This is a genomic window from Kaistella rhinocerotis (assembly GCF_030243905.1).
Taxonomy (GTDB): Bacteria; Bacteroidota; Bacteroidia; order Flavobacteriales; family Weeksellaceae; genus Kaistella; species Kaistella rhinocerotis.
The window spans coordinates 929,350-950,221 of the sequence record NZ_JASSYY010000001.1; the positions used below are offsets into that span (position 1 = coordinate 929,350).

Annotated in this window: 17 protein-coding genes; 7 read left to right on the forward strand and 10 right to left on the reverse strand. The window is 44.8% G+C overall.

Annotated elements, in window-relative coordinates:
* Positions 1–605: 605 nt before the first annotated feature.
* The 4 genes from QEP06_RS04360 to QEP06_RS04375 form a co-directional block, all read right to left on the reverse strand.
* Complete coding sequence (locus tag QEP06_RS04360; protein WP_285269226.1) at positions 606–1,064, reverse strand: hypothetical protein; 459 nt, start codon at positions 1,062–1,064, stop codon at positions 606–608.
* A 180-nt stretch (positions 1,065–1,244) separates the two neighbouring features.
* The gene (locus QEP06_RS04365; protein WP_285269227.1) at positions 1,245–1,796 is read right to left on the reverse strand and encodes a hypothetical protein; all 552 of its coding nucleotides are present in this window, start codon (positions 1,794–1,796) and stop codon (positions 1,245–1,247) included.
* 411 nt (positions 1,797–2,207) lie between these two features.
* Positions 2,208–3,026, reverse strand: coding sequence for a site-specific tyrosine recombinase/integron integrase (gene xerA / locus QEP06_RS04370; protein WP_285269228.1), 819 nt, complete (start codon positions 3,024–3,026; stop codon positions 2,208–2,210).
* Between the two features lie 47 nt (positions 3,027–3,073).
* Positions 3,074–3,250, reverse strand: a complete 177-nt coding sequence (locus QEP06_RS04375; RefSeq protein WP_285269229.1) for a hypothetical protein — start codon at positions 3,248–3,250, stop codon at positions 3,074–3,076.
* Between the two features lie 236 nt (positions 3,251–3,486).
* On the opposite strand from QEP06_RS04375, the gene QEP06_RS04380 reads away from it, so the two are divergent.
* Positions 3,487–4,299, forward strand: coding sequence for a hypothetical protein (locus QEP06_RS04380; protein ID WP_285269230.1), 813 nt, complete (start codon positions 3,487–3,489; stop codon positions 4,297–4,299).
* Positions 4,300–4,329: 30 nt separating this feature from the next.
* Here the strand turns inward: QEP06_RS04380 and QEP06_RS04385 are convergent, their stop codons facing one another.
* A complete protein-coding gene (locus QEP06_RS04385; RefSeq protein WP_285269231.1) occupies positions 4,330–5,346 on the reverse strand; it encodes a WD40/YVTN/BNR-like repeat-containing protein in 1,017 nt (338 codons plus the stop codon).
* 186 nt (positions 5,347–5,532) lie between these two features.
* On the reverse strand, positions 5,533–7,209 hold the full coding sequence (locus tag QEP06_RS04390; protein WP_285269232.1) for an amino acid permease: 1,677 nt from the start codon (positions 7,207–7,209) through the stop codon (positions 5,533–5,535).
* 235 nt (positions 7,210–7,444) lie between these two features.
* Here QEP06_RS04390 and pnuC point away from each other — a divergent pair, with 235 nt between their 5' ends.
* From pnuC to QEP06_RS04415, 5 genes are all read left to right on the forward strand, one after another.
* Positions 7,445–8,101, forward strand: a complete 657-nt coding sequence (pnuC, locus tag QEP06_RS04395; RefSeq protein WP_285269233.1) for a nicotinamide riboside transporter PnuC — start codon at positions 7,445–7,447, stop codon at positions 8,099–8,101.
* Between the two features lie 16 nt (positions 8,102–8,117).
* The gene (locus tag QEP06_RS04400) at positions 8,118–8,720 is read left to right on the forward strand and encodes a hypothetical protein (RefSeq protein WP_285269234.1); all 603 of its coding nucleotides are present in this window, start codon (positions 8,118–8,120) and stop codon (positions 8,718–8,720) included.
* A 104-nt stretch (positions 8,721–8,824) separates the two neighbouring features.
* Complete coding sequence (gene dapF, locus QEP06_RS04405) at positions 8,825–9,592, forward strand: diaminopimelate epimerase (RefSeq protein ID WP_285269235.1); 768 nt, start codon at positions 8,825–8,827, stop codon at positions 9,590–9,592.
* Positions 9,593–9,606: 14 nt separating this feature from the next.
* A complete protein-coding gene (gene mltG, locus QEP06_RS04410) occupies positions 9,607–10,641 on the forward strand; it encodes an endolytic transglycosylase MltG (protein ID WP_285269236.1) in 1,035 nt (344 codons plus the stop codon).
* A gap of 103 nt (positions 10,642–10,744) precedes the next feature.
* Positions 10,745–13,270, forward strand: coding sequence for a TonB-dependent receptor domain-containing protein (locus tag QEP06_RS04415; RefSeq protein ID WP_285269237.1), 2,526 nt, complete (start codon positions 10,745–10,747; stop codon positions 13,268–13,270).
* Positions 13,271–13,391: 121 nt separating this feature from the next.
* On the opposite strand, the gene galE is transcribed toward QEP06_RS04415, so the two are convergent.
* Positions 13,392–14,408, reverse strand: coding sequence for a UDP-glucose 4-epimerase GalE (gene galE, locus QEP06_RS04420; RefSeq protein ID WP_285269238.1), 1,017 nt, complete (start codon positions 14,406–14,408; stop codon positions 13,392–13,394).
* Between the two features lie 170 nt (positions 14,409–14,578).
* Here galE and QEP06_RS04425 point away from each other — a divergent pair, with 170 nt between their 5' ends.
* Entirely contained in the window at positions 14,579–15,811 is a 1,233-nt protein-coding gene (locus QEP06_RS04425; RefSeq protein WP_285269239.1) for a YaiO family outer membrane beta-barrel protein, read from the forward strand.
* 215 nt (positions 15,812–16,026) lie between these two features.
* Here QEP06_RS04425 and QEP06_RS04430 read toward each other — a convergent pair whose 3' ends face one another.
* From QEP06_RS04430 to QEP06_RS04440, 3 genes are read right to left on the reverse strand one after another with little or no spacing between them, the layout of a single operon-like run.
* Positions 16,027–19,446, reverse strand: a complete 3,420-nt coding sequence (locus QEP06_RS04430) for a sulfatase-like hydrolase/transferase (RefSeq protein WP_285269240.1) — start codon at positions 19,444–19,446, stop codon at positions 16,027–16,029.
* A complete protein-coding gene (locus QEP06_RS04435; RefSeq protein WP_285269241.1) occupies positions 19,443–20,495 on the reverse strand; it encodes a HEAT repeat domain-containing protein in 1,053 nt (350 codons plus the stop codon). Before QEP06_RS04435 ends, QEP06_RS04430 begins: the two co-directional genes overlap by 4 nt.
* Before the next feature lie 11 nt (positions 20,496–20,506).
* Positions 20,507–20,866 (reverse strand): response regulator transcription factor, encoded by a 360-nt coding sequence (locus QEP06_RS04440; protein ID WP_251834093.1) that lies wholly within the window; start codon positions 20,864–20,866, stop codon positions 20,507–20,509.
* Positions 20,867–20,872: the final 6 nt, after the last annotated feature.

Here is a 20,872-nt window from a genome sequence, read left to right on the forward strand (position 1 = left end):
TTGTTTGTTTGCACAATTTTTATTGGGATTCACATAAAACAATGAATCGTTGCGGAACTTTAAATTTTTCATTTTGGAAGATGGTATAAGATCTCGTGTAATTTTTAGGTTGGCAATTTTCTATTGTTGTTTCTATTTTTTCCCTTGTGACAATATATTTGTCTTCGCAATAAGGTTTAAAGCTATTCATGTACAAGCATTCATTGTGCATTTTCGAATTTAGATATATTGTATCATCTTTCATTTTCCAAACTCCATTTGAAAATGTCTCACTTAAATGACTTCTTTCCGTGAAGTGAAATGTTTTATTTTCATTTAATACTAGTTGACCACTTGTATATGGATCCCGTTTTATATTCCAATTATTCACAACGTTTATCTCGTCAATATTTTCCTTTTGACAAGAAGTAAAAATGATTGAAATAATTAAAAATATGAATTTGTAGCGCAATGTTTCTGTATTTCTGCTAACGGTTGGGTATTTCTGTTGGCGGGGATTATTATAACTGGTTTTTGTAAATATAACATAAAGAATAACTACCGAAAATCTTTATGATGTAAACTTCGACCCCGCTAATAGAAATACCATGTTGTGCGGAGTTTTACTATTCAACTTTACTGTATTCATAAACCATCTTTTGATTTGTTATACCACCATATTGCATAAGTATAATTTTATTCTTCTCTAGTCTAATTTCATAAGTTTCAATGAATTTGCACCTGTCTTGGTCTGCTCCAATCTTGTCTATGAATAAACTCCCTTTTTTTGAATAAATAATTCCTTGCTGATTTTTATTGTTGAAAGACCATAAATCTGCAGTTATAAAACCATTAGGTTGAAATTTTATTATAATGTTGCTCGGTGTCCGAGGTTCATTAATAACTTTACTTAAGTTGCGCGTTGCTTCGTAGGCACTTGTTTGGCGATATTCAGAATTTATGTCAATACTTCGCAACACTTCAGGATTAAAGAGTGTAATGTTTTTGAATTCAAGATTTGAGGGAAAACAAACACCGCAAGAAATTGTGGTAATCACTAAAAATATTGATATAGTTAATTTCATTTTCTGATGACAATTGTTTTGAATCCGAATTTTCATAAATGACGCACAACGGTTGGGTATTTCTGTTGGCGGGGATTATGATAACTGCTTTTTGTAACAATAAAAAAATGAACAATTAGCGAAATCTTCATGATGTAAACTTCAACCCCGCTAATAGAAATACCGTGTTATGTGCAGTTTCTATTTATGTTTAAGTGAATTTTTAATTTTAGTCCAGCAATCAATTTTGATTTTTGTTTTTTCAATTATTTCAGTTTTTGCTTCGCTGAGTTGAGAAAGCAATTTTTCATTTTTATCAATTTCTTTTTCCGCAAAGTTTAACGTCTTATCAATTATGGAATTTTGTTCATTAAATTTCCCATTATATTCTGTTATTAAATCGTCTAATTGAAATATTATACTCCATAATTGTTCATTAGAATATTCAATTTCTTCGGTGTAAATATTTTTTCCAGACAAATGCGCTTCATTACTTCCTAAATCTTTAAATTTTATAGATTTCTTATCATTTGAAATTTTGAAAAATATTCCATCATTATATGGATTAATGAATTCTTCTATTTTTTCTTCTGAAATATTATTTTGAAAATTTTCAATTAGAATTTTGACATAAGGCTTACGTTCGTACTTATCAAAATAATACGGCGGCATATTTTTGTGAAGCAGGATAGATAAATTTAAGTTTTTAAGCTCAATATTTTCAATATACAAAATTTGGTTTTCGTCTATCATTTTTGTGCGGTTTTTGTGAATTGCACATAACGTCCGGCGTATATGGAGGGTTGCGGCTGCTGCCCCAGATCTTCGTACAAAATCCGGACTTTAAACTTAGCGAAAATTCTGATACAAAAGCAGACTTCCGCAATCCGCCATATACGATGTTACCGCCCGTACGCGCGAGGAACATAATACCGGAGCGACTTAGTGATCACGAAATGCCGGAACCCGTTGCCCTGCTCTCGGAAAAAGCCCGGATTTCCAATGCTGAATTAATTACAAAAACGGATTTTGGACCGGCGGAAGGTAGTATGGGCGGTAACTCGCTTATATGTATCACTATGTTATACAAAGCCAACATACACGCGGCGTATAGGTATAAAAAAACAATACATTATTCGTTTGATAAAAATAGAGAAAAAACACTTACAAATCATCAAACGGACTTTTTATTTGCTGCAGACTTTTCATACTCACGTGCGTATAAATCTCGGTGGTCCTGCTGCTGCTGTGTCCCAGCAGTTCCTGGAAATACCGCAGATCAGTGCCGCTCTCCAACAGATGCGTAGCGTAGCTGTGCCGAAGCCAGTGCAGTGTCACAGGTTTAGTGACCTTTGCTTTTTCCAAAGCCAGTTTCAAAACGCGCTGCAGACTTTGCTCACTGTACTGTTCTCCCGAACGTTGCCCCTCAAAAAGCCACGTTTGTGGCCGGTACGCTTTGTAATATTGCCGCAGCAGTTCCAGTACTTTAGCCGAAAGCGGCGTAATCCTGTCCTTGCGACCTTTAGATTGCCTGATGAGCACCACGTTCCTCTGCGAATCTATATCCTCTGGTTTCAGGTCAAGCAGCTCACTCCGCCTCAGACCGCAGCTGTAGATAAGGCACAGCATCGTTTTATGCTTGATGTTATAGAGAGCCTCCAGGATATTTTTCACCTCTTCTTTACTCAAAACATTCGGTAATATTTTAGGTTTCTTAGGCCGGTCAATTTTATCGGTTTCAATCTGTGTATCCAGCACCGTCCGAAAATACAGTTTTATCGCATTGGTCACCTGATTTTGGTAAGACGCCGAGAGATTTTTCTTCAGGATATAATCATTATTAAAGTCGAGCACATCCGTGTTCGTCAGTGCACTTACTTCCTTATTCCGGTAATAAACCAGAAAAATTCTTAAGGCCTGTTTATAGGTATCGATGGTACTTGCGCTGTAGCGTTTGGCAGAAAGCCAGCGGCCGAATTTCACAAGATGCTCCTGCCCTTCTGCTGAGGGCTCAGTGTCCTGTTTTGGGATCAGCTTAAATCTTCCCTGTTTTCCGGTGTATCCGGAAGATGCCAGTGCTTTTTCTGAGGATTCCAGCGGGCATCATCAAGCAGCTTAATCCTTCGGATCAGCTCTGCGTCCCGTTCAAATTCTACAGCAATGCGGTCGGTATGATGGTGTTTGATCAGTGTAGCTTTCCATCTCATGGCACTGGGCTTGTGAGAATAAAGGTAAATAAAATTCGGAAAGCAGTTTTTTTTAATGTCCGCACGACTTGCTGCACATCCCATCCGAACCGAAAATGTGTTCTAGCGGCACTTCCCGTGTCAGTTGCTTTATGGCAGCCCCTGGTTTCAGTCCACCTATCTGCAATATAACTGCAATATAAGTGCAATATTTCTCCAATAGATTATTGGAGATTCAGTGCTGTGATAATGCTTTAATGTTGTATCTTTATCGGACGGAACCCGTTGAAGGTCAGGAAGTAGAAGATTTTCAGAAAGAGCTCCGGAACGGTAACCTAAATTCACTGATTGTTATGGCAAATTTAAAGAAAAACGGGAACCTGAGCGGTGCGATAGGAAATATTGTTTTAGTAAATGATGGCGACCGCGTGTTTGCCCGCGCCATACCCGACAGCGTGAAACAGTCTCAGCGCACCAAAGAGTCATCCAAAGCGTTTGGGCTGGTCAGCAGCCGCGAAAAAATCTTCCGCCTGCGGCTACTGCGTGAAATGGGCGTTCCCGCCCTTCAATATTTCGCTGCCCGCCACCGCGCCCGGATACGGAAAACACTGACAGCGGAGCGCAGCGGCACCAGCACAGACAATCCCACGTTCAGCAATCCGCAGGCACTTGCCGGCTTCAGTTTTAATCCAAAAACTGAATGGCAGAGCTGCACCAATTTTTTCCCCGAATTCGTCATGCAGTCCGTCTCTGAAATGAAGGTTATCCTACCCGAAATTAAATGGAAAGAACAAATCATGCCACCCAAAAACAGCACTTCCGCCAGACTCACCCTGCTTGCCCTGACGGTAGATCTGAACATTAGCTCCGTTCCTTTAAACATAATATCAAGACTTGAGCTCGATATAAGCGCAGGCTCGTCTGCACCCGGCCAGGAATGGACTTTTCCAGTCACTTTCGCTGAAGGCTGGATTTTGATCGCAGCCTGTCTCAAATTTAAATCTGAGAATGAGCTTGAAGCCACGCAGCAGTTTGCCGCAACATACTTGTGGGCAGGCCTGAATGGTTAGGGAAGTACATGATTGTTTAAGAAAACCGCACTAAATGAGTCTCATTTTCACGATCCTGTTTTTGCCGGCTAAAACCACGGTATTGCGATCGATCCATTCACAGATATAAAGTCCTTTTTCCTCCGAAACCGTGGTCCACGTTTTCCCGGAATCATTTGAAAACTCAATGTTCTGGTCCCCTACCGCGAGAATTTCCCGGCCTTTTGATCCGGGTCTGAATTTCACACAGGTCTTGTAGCCGCCGTTTTTACCCGAGGCCTGAATCTGCCAGGTCTTACCACCGTCATGTGTCGTGGCAATATTGTTAATGTTCTCTGTCTGTTTCGTGTAATCTCCGCCCACCGCGATTCCGAATTTTTCATCATAAAAGTCGATTGAATAGATACCCTGCGAACTGCTTCCCTGCACAAATGGCGTGTTGAATATCTCCACTTTCTCATTAACGAGATTAATACGTATTATACGGGATGCAGCGCCGCCGCTAGCGATCCACAACCATTTTCCGTGCGAAGCAATATTGGTATTACTGGCGGCAAAAGCGGCTTCACCTTTTTTAAGTTTTACATTATTAAAGGCTGTATTATCTGTCGTCCAGGTATTTTTATCGTGATAATTGTATGTAGCCAGCCTAAGGTTTCCGTCTGCGTCCGGATCACTGAATGCAAATGCATAAGTATGATCAACAAAATGCAGTGCATCGTAAAAGGCTGTCTTCGCAGCATCTGTGTAAATGACGCGGTGGGTCATATCGTGCTTGTCGATTTGGAAAAAACGCGCCGGACTTTCGATATTTATTGCATAAAAATGTCCCGCATCCTGTGCAAGCGACCTGAACTGAAGATTGTCTTCGGACAGACTTATCTGTTTCTTGTCAGCGGTATCTCTCAGGCTCACGTAGCCAAAATTAGAATCGGTGCCGGCATACCAAACTTTGCCGTCATAAATCTGCAGTGCCCTAATCGAAATTTGGTCTTTGAATAAAGTCGCTACCTTCTGCGCAAACAGAATATTAGAAATAAACATGATCAAAACCGGAAACTTACCCATCCTTTTTTTCTTGATTTTTAAACAGTTTTCCCTCCACTGCCACTTGTCACCGCTCTCGGCCTCTGCGAAAAAGCACCTTGCTAGCAAAACAAGGCCTCAAATACTCAAGCACTCAACAACTCAATCACTCAATCACTCAATGACTCAAACACTCAAAAAAAGCCCCACAAAACGCAGGGCCCTCATTTATTTTTTAAATTTAAAATAATAGTATCCGTACAGAACGGCGTGAACCACGATCATAAATACTGAGAACATGATCAGACCGCTGTCATCGGTTTCCGCATTCTGATGATGCAGGTATGCCAAAACTGCCAGTGTAACTGTAAGTCCAAAACCGGAAATCGCAGTTACCGTATAGTTTTTCGGGCTGTCTGTAGTGTTGTTTGCCTTGCCAAGGAAAGAGTTTTTGATCCCGCGGAACAGATACACATCAAGACCGATCATCATCCAGCAAACTAAACGGATCCAGGTGTCAAACGGCAGGAACGCCATCATCCCGAAACACACCAGAATACCCAGAACCGGAACCAGCGGCACCAAAGGCGTACGGAACGCACGTGGTGCGTTGGGCTGCGTTTTCCTGAGGACAAGCACGCCCACACACACGAGGATGAATGCGAACAGCGTACCGATACTCGTCATCTCACCCACTACTCTGCCCGGAATGAACGCGGCAAACAGACTCACGAATACAAGGAAGAATAAGTTGGATTTCCATGGGGTTCGGTATTTCGGGTGAACTTCACTGAAGACTTTCGGCAAAAGACCGTCCTTACTCATCGAGTAAAATACGCGGCTCTGGCCCATCAGCATCACCAGGATCACCGAAGCGTAACCCAGCAAAATAGCCAGGATGATGGTCGTATTCAGCCACGGGTAAGCGGGTACCACAGCGCCGTTCACCACCTCACCCATCGCATCGATGGCGATGGCTACCGGTGCCAGATGGTCTGAACCTCCGCCGGCTGTAAATTCCTTGTAATGTACCACACCCACCATCACATAAGCGAAGATGATGTAGAGCACCGTACAGATTAATAAGGAACCCATGATGCCGATCGGCATCGCTTTTTTCGGGTTTTTGGTTTCCTGTGCGGCTGTAGATACCGCATCGAAGCCTATATAGGCAAAGAAGACAACCGCCGCGGCCCTTATGATTCCGGACCATCCGTACTCGCCAAACTTACCTGTGTTTTCAGGGATAAGCGGGGTAAGGTTTTCAGGCTTTACATATTTAAATCCTACAATGATGAAGATAAGTACGATGGCTACTTTAAGGACCACGATTGCACCGTTTACGCCTGCAGATTCGCTGGTGCCTTTGATCAGGATCAGCGACATGACCAGCACGATGAAGATGGCAGGCAGGTTGATGATGCCGCTCGCTCCGCTCGCAGTGATGTCAAACGGCGTGGTCATCAGTGTTTCGGGTAAAGCGACGCCGAAGGAATGGAAAAACTTCCCGAGGTATCCACTCCAGCTCGATGCCACGGTTGCAGCGCCCACCGCATATTCAAGAACCAGATCCCAGCCGATGATCCACGCGATGAATTCGCCCATGGTAGCGTAAGAGTACGTATAGGCACTTCCCGCTACCGGGATCATCGAGGCAAACTCAGCATAGCACAGACCCGCAAAAGCACAGCCCAGGGCCGCGATAATGAAGGAAATCATGATGCCAGGCCCGGCGTAGTTCGCCGCAGCCATTCCTGTGATTGAGAATAAGCCGGCACCGATGATAGCGCCGATGCCTAAGGCTACAAGTGAGAGTGAGGATAAGGTTTTCTTCAGCCCGTGCTCAGATTCATCGGCTTCCGCCATAAGCTGGTTGAGAGGTTTTGTTCTCCAGAGATTCGACATTTTTTCGTTTTTAAGATTTCCAAAAATATAAAAATTTGCCAATGATTAACTGTTTTCTGACACTTTCTTTTCCGATAAAATTTATAAAACCGCTAAATTTCTGAATATCATAACGAATTGTTGAATTTAGACCTTTGTATTTCCTAATGCACTTTTAAAAGGAAACCGTTTGAATGTTTCCACTCAGCAGCTCCCCGGTCACTCTTTTTTTGTTCATTTATCTATCTTTGGACCCATGGATCTGCATACGCTGTTTATAAAGCCTTACGAATCTTACCATACCTACCAGATCATCCTGGAATTCACCGCCACTTTCTTCGGGCTGCTGAGCGTGTATTTCTCGATCCGCAAAAACATCTGGGTCTACCCTACGGGTATTGTTTCCACCGCACTGTATGTGTATATTTTATTTAAATTCGGCCTGCTGGGCGACATGCTGATCAACTTCTATTACACGGTGATGAGCGTATATGGCTGGGTTTTATGGGCCAGAAGTTCCGATGATCACGTCCATGTCGAGGTTTCGCGCACCACCAGACGCGAATGGCTTCTATGCAGCATGCTGTTTGTCATCAGTCTGATATTGGTCACCGCAGTTTATTACTACAAACCTTTACTTGACACCCAACTTTCTGCCGAAAAAGTAATCTTAGGACTAGACCACCTCGACTGGGCCAACTGGTTGGATGTCTTCACCACTGCAATTTTCCTCGTCGGGATGTGGCTGATGGCAAAAAGACGGATTGAAAACTGGATTTTCTGGATCGTTGGAGACCTCATATGCATACCCATGATGCTGCATAAAGGCCTGGGTATTACTTCGGTACAGTATTTGGTTTTTACGGTGATGGCCATCATAGGGTATCGGGAATGGCAAAGAAGTTTAAAATAATTTAATTTAAAATAAAATGAAAAATTCAATAAAAATAGTAGCAATGATAATCGGTTTCGCAGGCCTCACTTCCTGCGTGGCTTATCAGGACGGCTACGCAGATAACAACAGATATTACGATCCGTATTACAGTGGTGGATATTATTACGCGCCTTCGTCCTATTATGGTTCCGGCGGATATTACGGAAACGACGGTTACTACTACCGCGACAACATGAATTATTATTATGATAATGGCGTTCCCTATTATGTAGGCCGAAACAACACGAAAATCTATGTAGTAAGACAAGCCGGAGCGGGAAACAGCGGAAATACAAACTCTGCTACATTCAGAAACAGCGGAACGGTGCAGAGCTCACCGGCAGCGGCAACTAATGTCCGGACACGTAACACAGCGAACCAGGGCTTTAGAGCGCCAAACAGCGCAAGCCAAACTACTGCACGCAAAGAAAGTCTTCGCGCCACTACCACGACACGCACACAAACTCCCGCTCAGGCGGCCCAAAGCCAGCGCGGGTTCCGAAACACTGCTCCGCAAACGCAGTCTGCACCTGCAGCTCCCGTAATCAGGGAATCGGCAAAGCAGAACTTGCCGGCCGGCACGCGTGGTTCGCGATAAACTATAATTGAGAAACAAAGGGTTGAAGTTTTCGGCCCTTTTTTTGTGCGTACAGCACATTTTAAAACGTAATTTTGCAGCCCTCAAAAAACTTTAATACTGCTATGGAATTCTACAAATACCAGGGAACCGGCAACGATTTTGTGATGATCGACAACCGTAATCTTCAGTTTCCGAAAAACAAAGCACTGGTAGCAAAACTTTGCGACAGGCGATTCGGGATCGGTGGTGACGGACTCATCTTACTCGAAAATCACGCAACCGCAGATTTCAAAATGGTCTATTTCAATTCAGACGGCAGCGAGAGTACCATGTGCGGAAACGGCGGCCGCTGCATCGTGGCCTTTGCTGAATTTCTCGGAATCATCGCGGGCCGGACAACATTTGAAGCCATCGACGGCACACACGAAGCCTATATCCGGAATGGTATTGTAAAACTTAAAATGATTGATGTTGACAGGATCTCTGAAGCTGCAGACGGTCACACGCTCAATACCGGTTCACCACATCTGGTGAGCTGGATAAGCGATCTTCAGAACTTCGATGTCTATAATAATGGTAACAAAATCCGGAATTCTGCGACTTACAGCAGGGAAGGAATCAACGTAAACTTTGCCGAACAGATTTCCGAAGATGAAATCGCGGTCCGCACCTATGAGCGCGGGGTTGAAGATGAGACTTTCAGCTGTGGTACGGGTGCCACGGCGGCGGCACTTACTTTTTTAAAAGACAAAGACGCCCGTGAAGTGAAAGTAATGGTTTTGGGCGGAAACCTGAAGGTGTACGCCGGGAGAGATGGCGATTCATTTAAAAATATTTGGCTCGAAGGCCCGGCAGAACAGGTTTTTAAAGGTGAAATAACGGTACAATAAAATTCAGACAATACATGAAAAGCGGAACTAAAATTCTGGCATCTGTGATGGTAATAATCCTGTTAATCGGGGGCATCATTGGTTTCAGATATTATGAAAAACTGTACGGAAATAACGTAAAGGAAGAAGGCTTCGTACTGATACCTCATTCGGCAGGTTTCGAAAGCATCATGGATTCGCTCGCCCCGCATCTGCAGGATGCTGAGCAATTCAAAGAGGTCGCTTTAGATAAAAACCTTAATAATTTCTTTAAAGCCGGCCGCTACAAAATAGAAAAAGGCGCGAGCAATACCGACCTTGTGAATATGATCAAGGCCGGAAACCAGACGGAAGACACTTTCCGCATCATTGATTTCGGCGATGTGTACCAGATGGTAGGCCGCGTAAGCCGCAAAACCGAGTTGGATTCTCTGCGTTTCGCGAAAGATCTCGATAAGATAGCGCAAGAAAAAGGCTACCGTGATGCCGAAGACCTTAAGAAATATTTCTTCATCGATACCTACAACTTTTTTTGGACCGTGACCCCTCAGGAATTCTTCGATAAATTTGACGGAATTTACAGGGATTTCTGGACCGCCGAACGCATAGCCAAAGAAAAAGCCAGCGGACTTACCCGAAACCAAATCTACGCGCTGGCCTCCATCGTGTACAAAGAATCGGGTGGAAGACCGGACGAACAGAAGACAATCGCCGGACTTTATCTGAACCGTTACCGCAAAGGAATGAAACTGCAGAGTGACCCCACCGTGATCTATGCAATCAATAAAGAAAGCAATTTCACCACGCCGATAAAAAGAGTGCTCTACAAACATCTTTCGCATCCTTCACCATACAACACCTACGCAAATGCCGGTATCCCGCCAGGCCCAATATGCATCACAGACAAAAATTCGGTGGATGCGGTGCTGAACGCGGAAAAGAACAGCTATATTTTCATGGCCGCGGATCCCGACAGACCCGGCCTGCACCGTTTCACCGCCAGCGATGTGGAACATGAAAAAAATGCAAAAGATTATCAGCGCTGGCTCGATAGCCGGGATATCAGATAATCAGCACACTAGCGCACAGAGGGGCTGTATTAACAAAATTTTAAACAAGCATTTATTTAACTATTGCCCTAAAAAGGCATCAGTACTATTGTAAACTATTATTATGACAAACAAGATTGAGATTTCATCAATGATCCGCCGAAAGACCCTCGGTTTAACTTTTGTGCTTGGCGCGGCCAGCCTTGCATTTGCACAGCAGAAAGTAAATGTTTCGGGAATCATCGCCGACCGCCAGAACGCCGCGGTGCCTTATGCTTCGGTAACCTTCAGCCACAAGACGAATAAAATGTTCAGCGACGCGGCACTTACCGACGAAAAAGGAGCCTACAGCCTTGCACTGGTGCCCGGAACTTACGATATCACCATTGAAGCGATAGACTATAAGAAATCTGTACTGACAAAAGAGATCACTGCCGCCGGAAATTTGGGTGTACTTACCATTGAAGCGGAATCTTCTGCGACAAACGGCAGAACACAGGATATCCAGGGTGTGGTAATCACCGCAGCAGCCGTAAAACCTTACCGTGTAGAACTCGATAAGAAAGTCTATGATCCTTCCACCGACATAATCAGCAAGGGCGGGAACCTGCAGGATGTGCTCACCAATGTACCCTCGGTTTCTGTGGAAACAGACGGTACCGTATCTATGCGTGGCAATAGCAACGTAAGATTTTTAATTAATGGCAAGCCCTCCGCGTTGTTGGGTATCGACAGCGGCGCAAATGCCCTGCAGTCTATCCCGGCAGACCAGATTGAAAGAATCGAGGTGATCACCAACCCTTCATCTAAATTTGAAGCCAGCGGTACAGCCGGTATCCTGAATATCATCCTTAAAAAAACAAAAGGCATGGGCTTCAATGGCAGCGTAACCGGCAGCTTGGGGTGGTTGCCAAGTACAAACCTCAACACCAATCTAAGCTGGAAAAAAGGCAACTGGACCTGGTTCCTGAACGGTGGCGGCGGATACCGCGAAAGTGAAGGCCGCAACGACAATGACACCCGCTATTTTGATCCGGCAACCGGCGCTACAACCTACTTTTTCGAGCAGAACTCTTTAAATAAAAGTCAGAACAAAAACTACAATGCCAACGCAGGTTTCACCGTTGATCTTTCAGAGAAAACAGCGTTTAACCTATCGGGTATGATTCGTGGTTTCCAAAGCGAAAACCAGAACACGATCGACAATACCAATTTCAACGCAGCGCGGGTCTTCCAGTATTTTACGCAGACAGACGCAGTGGGAAACAGCCGCAACCTTTCCCTGCAGGGGGATTTAGGTTTGGATCATAAGTTTAATGATGCCGGCCACAACCTCTACCTATCATTAAGTCTTCAGAAAAGCGACAATAAAAACAATGAAGATTCCCGCGAGTATGCTGACAACGTGTTTGTGAACGGTTCTACAGGAGACAGCAAGACCGTCAACAAATCTGTAATCGGGAAGGTTGATTATGAACTTCCGGTTGGCGAGGCTTCGAAGATCGAAGCAGGATACCGGATAGATCACAACAACAATGATTACAGTTTCTTGAATACATTGACGGACGATGATCTGATTTATCAGACTGCGGCAGATTATAGCGGAAACACAGTGTACAGCGAAACGATAAACGCCGTATATGCTCAGTTTAAAAGCAAGATCGACAAGCTGGGATACCAGATTGGTTTGCGTGCCGAAAATTCTGATATCGGCATTGATTACCTGAGTCTGAACGGCGATAAAACTTCAAGAACGGATAAAAACTACACCGGTTTCTTCCCAAGTGTATTCTTAAGTTACGATCTGGGAAGTACCAACGACCAGCTTTTATTGAACTATTCACGCCGGATCAACCGTCCGCGTTCATGGTTCCTCATTCCTTACCCAACTTCTTTGGCTAACCGCCAGAACCGTTTCCAGGGTAATCCGGATCTGAATCCTGAATATATCGATTCATTCGAATTGGGTTACGCCATTCAGAAGAAAAAATTCACGATCAATCCAACGCTTTACTACCGCGCAACACAGGATGAAACGCAGTTTGTAGTAACCAGCGAGGCGCCGGGTTCAAATGTATTGATTACGCGTCCGTACAACGTAGGAAGTGAGACGCAGTATGGTTTGGATTTAAATTTAACAGCTGATCTGCTTCCGTGGTGGAAAGTGATGGCAAGTGCCGATCTGTTCGGTTATAAGTCTGAAGGTGAATACTTCAATGCCGCGACGATGGTTAAACCGCAGTCTTTTGAGGGCGACGGCTTCTCAACACGTTTCAGACTTACGAACAGCTTCAAGGTGGACAAAACTTTCAGCATGCAGGTTCAGGGCTTCTACAGAGGAGGCGAAAAGACTGCTTCAAACGTGACCAAGCCAATGTACGTACTGAACTTCGGTGCAAACAAAACCATCTGGAAAGGCAACGGAACCGTAGCCTTCAACATTCAGGATATCTTCGGAACGCGTGGCCGTGAGGTCACCAGCTTCGGTAATGATTTCGAAAGAGAATCACTGATGCGCTGGAATCCAAGGTCCTTTAACCTGTCACTTACCTACCGCTTCAAGCAGGGTGAAAAAGTGGATCAGCCAAAACGCAAAAAAGACATCAACAGTAATTCCGCAGGCGATGACGAGCCGCAGGGACCAATGTAGTGTCCTGATTCCAACAAAAAACAAATCCTGAAATTAATTTTTCAGGATTTATTTGTTTATTATAATTACTTAAATTCATCAGGCTTCCAGCATCCAGCATCCAGCATCCCGCATCCAGCACTTACCCTCTGCTCTCCAGATACTTCTGCCACTCCCACGTCGTGCGTAGCGCTTCTTCGAGCGTGGTATCGGCTTTCCAGCCGAGTTCGCGTTCTGCTTTATCGGCGTTGGCGTAAGCAATAGTAATGTCTCCTGCCCGCCTTTCGCATATCTGGTAGGGAACCGAAACGTCATTCGCGCGTTCGTATGCTTCCACAACCTCAAGAACCGACGAACCTCTGCCGGTCCCGAGGTTGAAGATGTCGACTACGGTTTCTTCATCCGACGCAATGAGTTTCTGCAGCGCTTTTACATGTGCTTTGGCTAAATCCACAACGTAAATATAATCGCGGATCGCAGTGCCGTCTTCGGTTGGATAATCATTACCCCAAATATTGAGTTTCTCACGGATGCCCGCAGCCGTTTGGGTCACATAAGGCACCAGATTGTTCGGTACACCGATCGGTAATTCACCCAGCAGCGCGCTCGGATGTGCGCCGATTGGGTTGAAGTATCTTAGCAGCGCAACTTTTTTATGGTGTGCAACCGCAAAATCCTTAAGGATCTCTTCGCCCATTTGCTTGGTTTTGCCGTAACACGATTCGGGCGTTTTAAGCGGTGTATCTTCCTCAATGGGCATCTGGTCGGCCTGCCCGTATACGGTGCAAGACGAACTGAAGATGAAATTGGAGATATTTCTCTGTTTAAATTCCTGCAGGATGTTGATGAGCGAGAACAGGTTGTTCTCATAATAATCAAGCGGTTTTTCCTGGCTCTCACCTACGGCTTTGAAGGCCGCAAAATTGATACAGCCGGTGATATCAAATGCATCAAAAACCTGGGCCAGCAATTCCTTACGCTTCAGGTCGAAAGGAAAGAAATACGGTCTTTTGCCCGTCACTTCCTCAATATTGTCTAATATGAATTTTTCCGAATTGGAAAGGTCATCCACGATGACGACTTCAAAATTATTGTTCAAAAGTTCCACAACGGTGTGAGAACCGATATAGCCGAGGCCGCCTGTAACGAGAATTGCCATAAATAGGTATTTCCGCAAATATACAAAAACGCAGGCGCAGAAAGGCACGCCGACACAGACTGACGCCGTGTGATCCCAAATATTAAATTTGAGCACGAATCTGTGAAAGAAATCTTCAATATATTTGCACACCAGTTCTATCAATCGTTATTCGCTATTCACAGCTATTTATGAGAAAAATATTGTTATCGTTCATCTTTATACTTTTATACACCGGGATCTCTGCACAGCAATTCTCCTCGGACGAACTGTTTGCAAGGGCGCGGAATGAAGCTTTTGAAAAGAAAAACTATCCGGCAGCGGTCGAGCTTGCAAAACAGGCGCTAAATCAGTCACCTGATTATACTGATATTTCCATCTTTTTGGGTAGGCTCTACACGTGGGACAAGAATGTGGCGGCGGCGCGTGAGGTTTTTCAGGGTTTAGAGCAGAAAGAAGTTAGGGACGAAGATTTCTACCTGGCTTACGCGTCACTCGAATACTGGAATGATGATTATGCGAAAGCACTCGAAATTCTGGAGAAAGGACTTCAATATAATGCAAAATCTGAAGCATTATGGATGCTGAAAGCGAAGATTCACAACAGCGCAGATGAGTATGAAGCCTCGCAGGGCGCAATCAACCAACTTTTGGAATTAAATGCCGAAAATGCCGAAGCGCGAGCTATGCTGGTACAGTTGCAGAGCCTCACCGCAAAAAACTCGGTGGGTATTTCTTACGGATTCACCCATTTTGATACACAGTTCGATCAGGACTGGCACACGGCCGGCGTCAGCTATAAGCGTGCGACGAAGCTGGGTTCAGTTATTCTCAAAGGCAATTACGCCTATAAATTCGGTGAAAGCGGCACGCAGGTCGAACTTGAAGCCTACCCAAGGATTTCACCGACCTTTTATCTATATCTGGGTGCCGGATTTTCAGGTGACGTAGGTATTTTTCCCAAATACAGAACGGGCGCTTCACTCAACGCAAACCTGCCGAAAAGCTTTGAAGCCGAAATCGGTTACCGTCAGCTTTATTTCAGCGAAAATATCTTGCTTTACACTGCGGCAATCGGTAAATATTATAAAAACTGGTGGTTCAACCTCCGCACCTACATCACACCCGACAGCAGCAACATTTCGCACTCTTACACGGCTACGGCGCGTTATTATACCAAAGGTGCTCAGGATTATTTCTCGGTACAGGCCGGAACCGGTATCAGTCCGGATGATAACAGGAACAACCTGCTGAATGATGACACCTATAAGCTGAAGACCTTCAAGCTTGGCGCCGATTATAATTTTTCGGTAAAGAAGACCAACCTGTTTTCGGTAGGCGCTACTTGGTTCAACCAGGAGTACCGCCCGGAAACCAGAGGAAATCAACTTGATGTTTCTTTAGGTTACACGAAACTGTTCTAACCAAGAAATACCGGACGATTTGTTCTTTTTACTTACTTCAATATATCTGCTGAAAATTTGCGTTCTCGCGATACACATGTAATAAAACCACAGATAAGAATGCGTTTTGTAATTAATGTAAACAAGTAAATTCCAAATAGTGATGACGCCAGCAACCTTGGCTTCGCTACGGTGTTATTTGATTGAAATAACTGGAAATTTCTGTCCTAAACTGATTATTTAAAACCTTTAAAATAGTTGGCCTTCACACTGTCCGGCATCAGCTTTTGGCTGGAGATAAAATGTGCGTTTCTTGCCTTAAAGTCACTGAACTTACTTTCCACCTCCTTCTTCTTACCGGGATCCGACACTGCGTCTTCGTTCATGTTCGTAAGCTGATACAGAGAATTGCCCTCCAGGTGATATCGCCCGTAAACATAGTTATTCAGCATATCCTTACTCTTCTTTATTGGAACACCGGTCACAGATCTGTCCAGATCTTCGGTAAACCCGTTACCCACCCAGGTCACCATGTTTGGTGTGCGCAGTTTATAATTTTCCCGGTAGAATGCCAGAAGTGTAGGCGCCACATCGAAGTGACTCGCGATCTTTCTGAAAGTTTTAGCCTGCTTCAGCAGCGGCGAATAGATCATAAGTGGCACGCGATATCGGTCAATCCTGCTCTGAAGGGTGATTTCAGGCATACTGTGATCGCCCGTCACGATAAAAATGGTGTTGGCAAAATCGGGGCGGTTTTTATACTGTGCGAAAAATCCGCGCAGTGCATCATCGGTGTAGAGCGTGGCGATCAGTTGTTTCTGGTGCATACTTGCCCAGCGGTGCTGCTCTGCAGTCAATTTACCGGAATTCAGCAGCTCTGAAAATATACGGCGGTATTTCGCTTCGTTATTGATAAGAAACGGACTGTGCGAACTTAGCGTAAGAACCGTATTAAAATAGGGCCTACTCTGCAGCGGCTGGTCTGCGAGTAACTTCCGGTAAACAGAACCATCATCATAACCCCAGCTTTCGCCGTTTTGCGCGGGCAACTTCTGGTAATTTCCCCTGTACATTCCTTCCCCAATTATTTTGTCTACTTTACTATACTTCAGGTACTTGTCCATTTTGTCAAAGGAAACCTGTCCGCCATAGTAAAAACCGGTATCGAAACCATTACTTTTCAGCACGTTATACAGATTAAAGTGTTCCGGCGTCTGATCGATTTCAAGGAAGCCACTTTTACCGAAAGGCAGTGAACCGGTGAGAGATGGCACCGCACCAAATGTTCGTCCCGCTGTACTCAACGCGTTTTCCCAGTAAAGACTTTTCTGGCTGAGAGAATCAATAAAAGGCGTAAAGTTGCCGATATATCCTTGCGGTGAGGTGTAGGCATGTCCCATTCCTTCCAGAATGACGAGTACAAGATTCGGTGGTTGCTCCGCCGTGTTCATATACGGACCGAGGAAATCTCTGGTGTTTTCTTTTTTGAGGAATGGAAATTCGGGACTGAGAATACCGGCTGATGTATCCAAATTGTTTTCGTCACCTGTAAGTGCGGCCAACTCAGGATGCTGGCCGATAAAATCATCGACATTTGAACTTAAAAAATAATCCCACTTACTTTTGGATGCACTTTCTTCAAATTCTGATGTGTGCGTTTGATCTTTAGGATGTTTCGGCACTAAGAAAGCCATTAATCCAATAAACAAAATTGCGATTCCGGCTGCATAATGCCGGAACGGACGCCGTGCCACGATCCAGAAAGGCGGCAGAAACAACAGGACCATCAAAATGGCCAATGCCGTATTTTTAAAATTAAGCATTCCGCTTGCTTCAAGGGTTTGCTGAAGTTCTACTTTGGTATAATACTGAATATCGGCACCAAGCAAGTTATGGGACTCCGCAAAATAGGTAAAAAGTACAAACTGGAAGATGACCACAGCCGCGAGACCCCAAACCGCTAATGTACGTGCCCAGGGCGCTTTAATGAGATAAACAAGCAGATAAATCAGTCCAAAGCCGAAAATGAAACGCAGCATGAAGAGCGTATTGGTGCGGAAAAGGCTGAGGGTAATCTGGTTGGTGTAATTTTCTGGGTAAAGATACCGGTACCACAAGGCTTCAGCCGTTACTCCAAGCATGAACAAACCAAAAAGCAGTGCAGCCACGGAACCGTAACTCCGCAGGCCTTGCTGCAGAATGATCCAGATTCTTTTGCCAAACGGAAGATTTCGTGTATCCACATTGAAACCCTGCCTCGTCATCTCGCCCCACGAATGCGACTTCTTAAAATAATCAACGAAGCCTTTCACACTGGCTTTCACGATCGTGGGATGGAAAGAAAACGGTTCCAGCAAAGCTGTCCCGATCAGCGAAACAAAATCTTTCGGCCGTGTGTAAACCTGGCGGCTTACCACATCCACCAGAATCGCATAAAATGAATAAAGAAATCCTGATGAAATGACGAGGGCAAAAAGTATCAGGAAAAAGGGCCAGTTAACAATTCCCAGCAGTACAAATACGATAAAGACGATGTATCCGGCAAACTCAATCAGCGGGCCTAAGAATTCGAAAAAAAGCCAGTACGGCAAACTTACCATGCCGAGTTTCCCATACCGTGGATTGAATATCATACGGCGGTGCTTCCATAGGGTTTCCATGGTACCGCGCATCCAGCGGTTTCGCTGCTTTGTAAGGATTTCCTTGGTTTCTGGCGCTTCCGTCCAGCAGAGTGGATCCGGGATGTTGATTACCTCATAAGGCTCTTTGCGCTCTTCCATGTACTTTCTCATGCGCACCACGAGTTCCATGTCTTCACCAACGGTTTTTCTGTCGTATCCGCCGACCTTAAGCACAATCTTTCGGTCAAAAACGCCAAAAGCTCCTGAAATTAAGATAAGTCCCGATGCACGTGACCAAGCCATACGTCCCAGTACAAAAGCACGGATATACTCCAAAACCTGGCTTTTGCCAATGAGTGTCCGCGGAAGATTGACCTCAACTACTTTACCGTTTTCAATCTTGCAGTTATTCGCCAGACGGATGACACCGCCGCAGGCAATCAGCTTTTTATCGGTTTGTTCGAGGAAAGGTTTGGCTAGTTTCAAGATCGCATCCTGCTCCAGGATACAGTCTACGTCAATGCAGACCAAATATTCTCCGCCCGAAACATTCACACCTACATTCAGCGCGTCTGCTTTTCCGCCGTTAAATTTATCCACGACCAGCAGTTTTCTGAACGCCGGATTTTTACTTTTGTAAATCCCCTTCACCTCGGACGTCGGAATTTGTCCCTGAATGAAGAAAGTGACGGATTCAAGCTCATAAGCTTCGATGAGTTTCTGCATTGAATCATCCTTGCTGCCGTCGTTCACGATGATGATCTCGAGATTATGGTAATACAGCGACAAGAGTGAACGCACGTTTTCTACAATGGTCATTCCTTCATTGTAGGCCGGCGCTATGATACTGAAGACGGGTGCGTTCGGATTGGAGGCGACGATGCTGTAATCGGTAAAAGTATTCTCGCGTTTATAGCGCAGTACAGCGCCAAGCGCATACATCCCCATCCAGGTGTAAACCACAAGGACGGCTGCTCCGTAAAGCAGAAAAAACCAGATGACAACTTCAAAGATGATATGTGAAAATTCCGTCATTTCCTTTCCTGCAATGCATGTTTAATTATAAAAATAAGTTCTTCGGAGGTATTTTCGTCATCTGTGATTTGTGTCAGTTCGTGTTTCATGCCAAGTGAATGAATAGCTTCAGCAGCCTTGATCCTCACGGCCGGGGCTATGTGCCCGTGAAGTTGCTGAAAAAGGAAGTCTTTGGCGCGCACATCGCCCATTTTCTTCAGTACATTAAGGATTTCAACCTGCACTTCGTGGGGTTGGCTCAAAAAAGTATCTTCAAGTTCTTCGAGTGTGGTATCGTTTTCCAGCGCCTGGAGAGTCTGCACGGTCTGGATCCGAACCTGCTCAGATTCATGCCCCAGTAAGATTAGCAGTTCGGGATATATAGTAAGCAATTGAAATTTCCGGATAAGCCTTAAAGTAAATATGACCACGGACGCATTCTCACTCTGAAGCCAACTGCGAACCAGTTCAGTCCCATCTGGCGGAACGGAGGCGACTGAATTTAAAAGGCGGAGCTGTTGCCAATCGGAAAGTACACCTTTGGCGGAATTCAGAAAGCGCAAACCTTCAAATCCCCGAAACGTTACCTGCGCATACTGCGCTTCCTGATAGACCTGTGGCGAACTGTGATTAAGGAATTTTGAAATTTCGGGCAGTGCTTTTTCGGCGCGCATCGCGGTAAGCTCTTGGATTCCGCCGGCAATAAGAAAAAGTTTCTTTTGCTTAAGTTTTTGCAGCGCTTCTTTCTCCAGATGATATTCTGAAAATATCCGGCGGATCACGCTTCCGGCCATCCCGGAGAATTTACCTTCCGCATTTACAAGTTTTTCCAGGAAATACGTGCGGAAAGAGCGTTTTCGGTTTAGTCTGTCGATCACCTCACTTTCCACCACTTCTCCGCTCACGATAGACTGTACAACCTCCTGCCCGATGACTTCAGACCAGGCATCAGCACGCCGGAAATATCTGTAACCATAAAACGCATAGAGCAACACTGCGAGGATCAGCAAGGCGATCACCACCAGCAGAACAATAAACGTAACGATTAAAATATGAAGGGAAGTACTCAAGTAGACAGGTATTACATTCTCGCGGCAATTCTTTTCACGCGAAGCATCAGTTCATTAGGGCTGAAAGGTTTGACGATAAAATCCGCAGCGCCAAGATCAAAAGCATTGAGGATTACATCCTCCTGCCCCATGCTAGACAGCATGATGACAGGAATGTCTTTACCGGCAGTTTTCACGGCGGAAAGGATCTCAATGCCGGAGGCGAAAGGCATCATAATATCAGTGATTACGATGTCCACCTCGGTTGAAAGGATCGTGTTGATCGCATCCTGGCCGTTGCGTGTAAGAATGACCTCATACCCTTCCTTCAGAAGCTTATGCTCAATGGTTTTCAAAATTAATTCATCATCTTCAGCAATCAATATCGGCATTTAAAA

What these genes read in the sequence shown, in the direction of transcription:
- QEP06_RS04400 (WP_285269234.1), top strand. Translation starts at nt 8,118, where the DNA reads ATGAAAAATTCAATAAAAATAGTAGCAATGATAATCGGTTTCGCAGGC.
- QEP06_RS04385 (WP_285269231.1), bottom strand. Translation starts at nt 5,346, where the DNA reads ATGGGTAAGTTTCCGGTTTTGATCATGTTTATTTCTAATATTCTGTTT.
- galE (WP_285269238.1), bottom strand. Translation starts at nt 14,408, where the DNA reads ATGGCAATTCTCGTTACAGGCGGCCTCGGCTATATCGGTTCTCACACC.
- QEP06_RS04360 (WP_285269226.1), bottom strand. Translation starts at nt 1,064, where the DNA reads ATGAAATTAACTATATCAATATTTTTAGTGATTACCACAATTTCTTGC.
- QEP06_RS04415 (WP_285269237.1), top strand. Translation starts at nt 10,745, where the DNA reads ATGACAAACAAGATTGAGATTTCATCAATGATCCGCCGAAAGACCCTC.
- QEP06_RS04430 (WP_285269240.1), bottom strand. Translation starts at nt 19,446, where the DNA reads ATGACGGAATTTTCACATATCATCTTTGAAGTTGTCATCTGGTTTTTT.
- QEP06_RS04375 (WP_285269229.1), bottom strand. Translation starts at nt 3,250, where the DNA reads ATGAGATGGAAAGCTACACTGATCAAACACCATCATACCGACCGCATT.
- QEP06_RS04380 (WP_285269230.1), top strand. Translation starts at nt 3,487, where the DNA reads ATGTTGTATCTTTATCGGACGGAACCCGTTGAAGGTCAGGAAGTAGAA.
- pnuC (WP_285269233.1), top strand. Translation starts at nt 7,445, where the DNA reads ATGGATCTGCATACGCTGTTTATAAAGCCTTACGAATCTTACCATACC.
- QEP06_RS04425 (WP_285269239.1), top strand. Translation starts at nt 14,579, where the DNA reads ATGAGAAAAATATTGTTATCGTTCATCTTTATACTTTTATACACCGGG.
- QEP06_RS04365 (WP_285269227.1), bottom strand. Translation starts at nt 1,796, where the DNA reads ATGATAGACGAAAACCAAATTTTGTATATTGAAAATATTGAGCTTAAA.
- dapF (WP_285269235.1), top strand. Translation starts at nt 8,825, where the DNA reads ATGGAATTCTACAAATACCAGGGAACCGGCAACGATTTTGTGATGATC.
- QEP06_RS04440 (WP_251834093.1), bottom strand. Translation starts at nt 20,866, where the DNA reads ATGCCGATATTGATTGCTGAAGATGATGAATTAATTTTGAAAACCATT.
- QEP06_RS04390 (WP_285269232.1), bottom strand. Translation starts at nt 7,209, where the DNA reads ATGTCGAATCTCTGGAGAACAAAACCTCTCAACCAGCTTATGGCGGAA.
- mltG (WP_285269236.1), top strand. Translation starts at nt 9,607, where the DNA reads ATGAAAAGCGGAACTAAAATTCTGGCATCTGTGATGGTAATAATCCTG.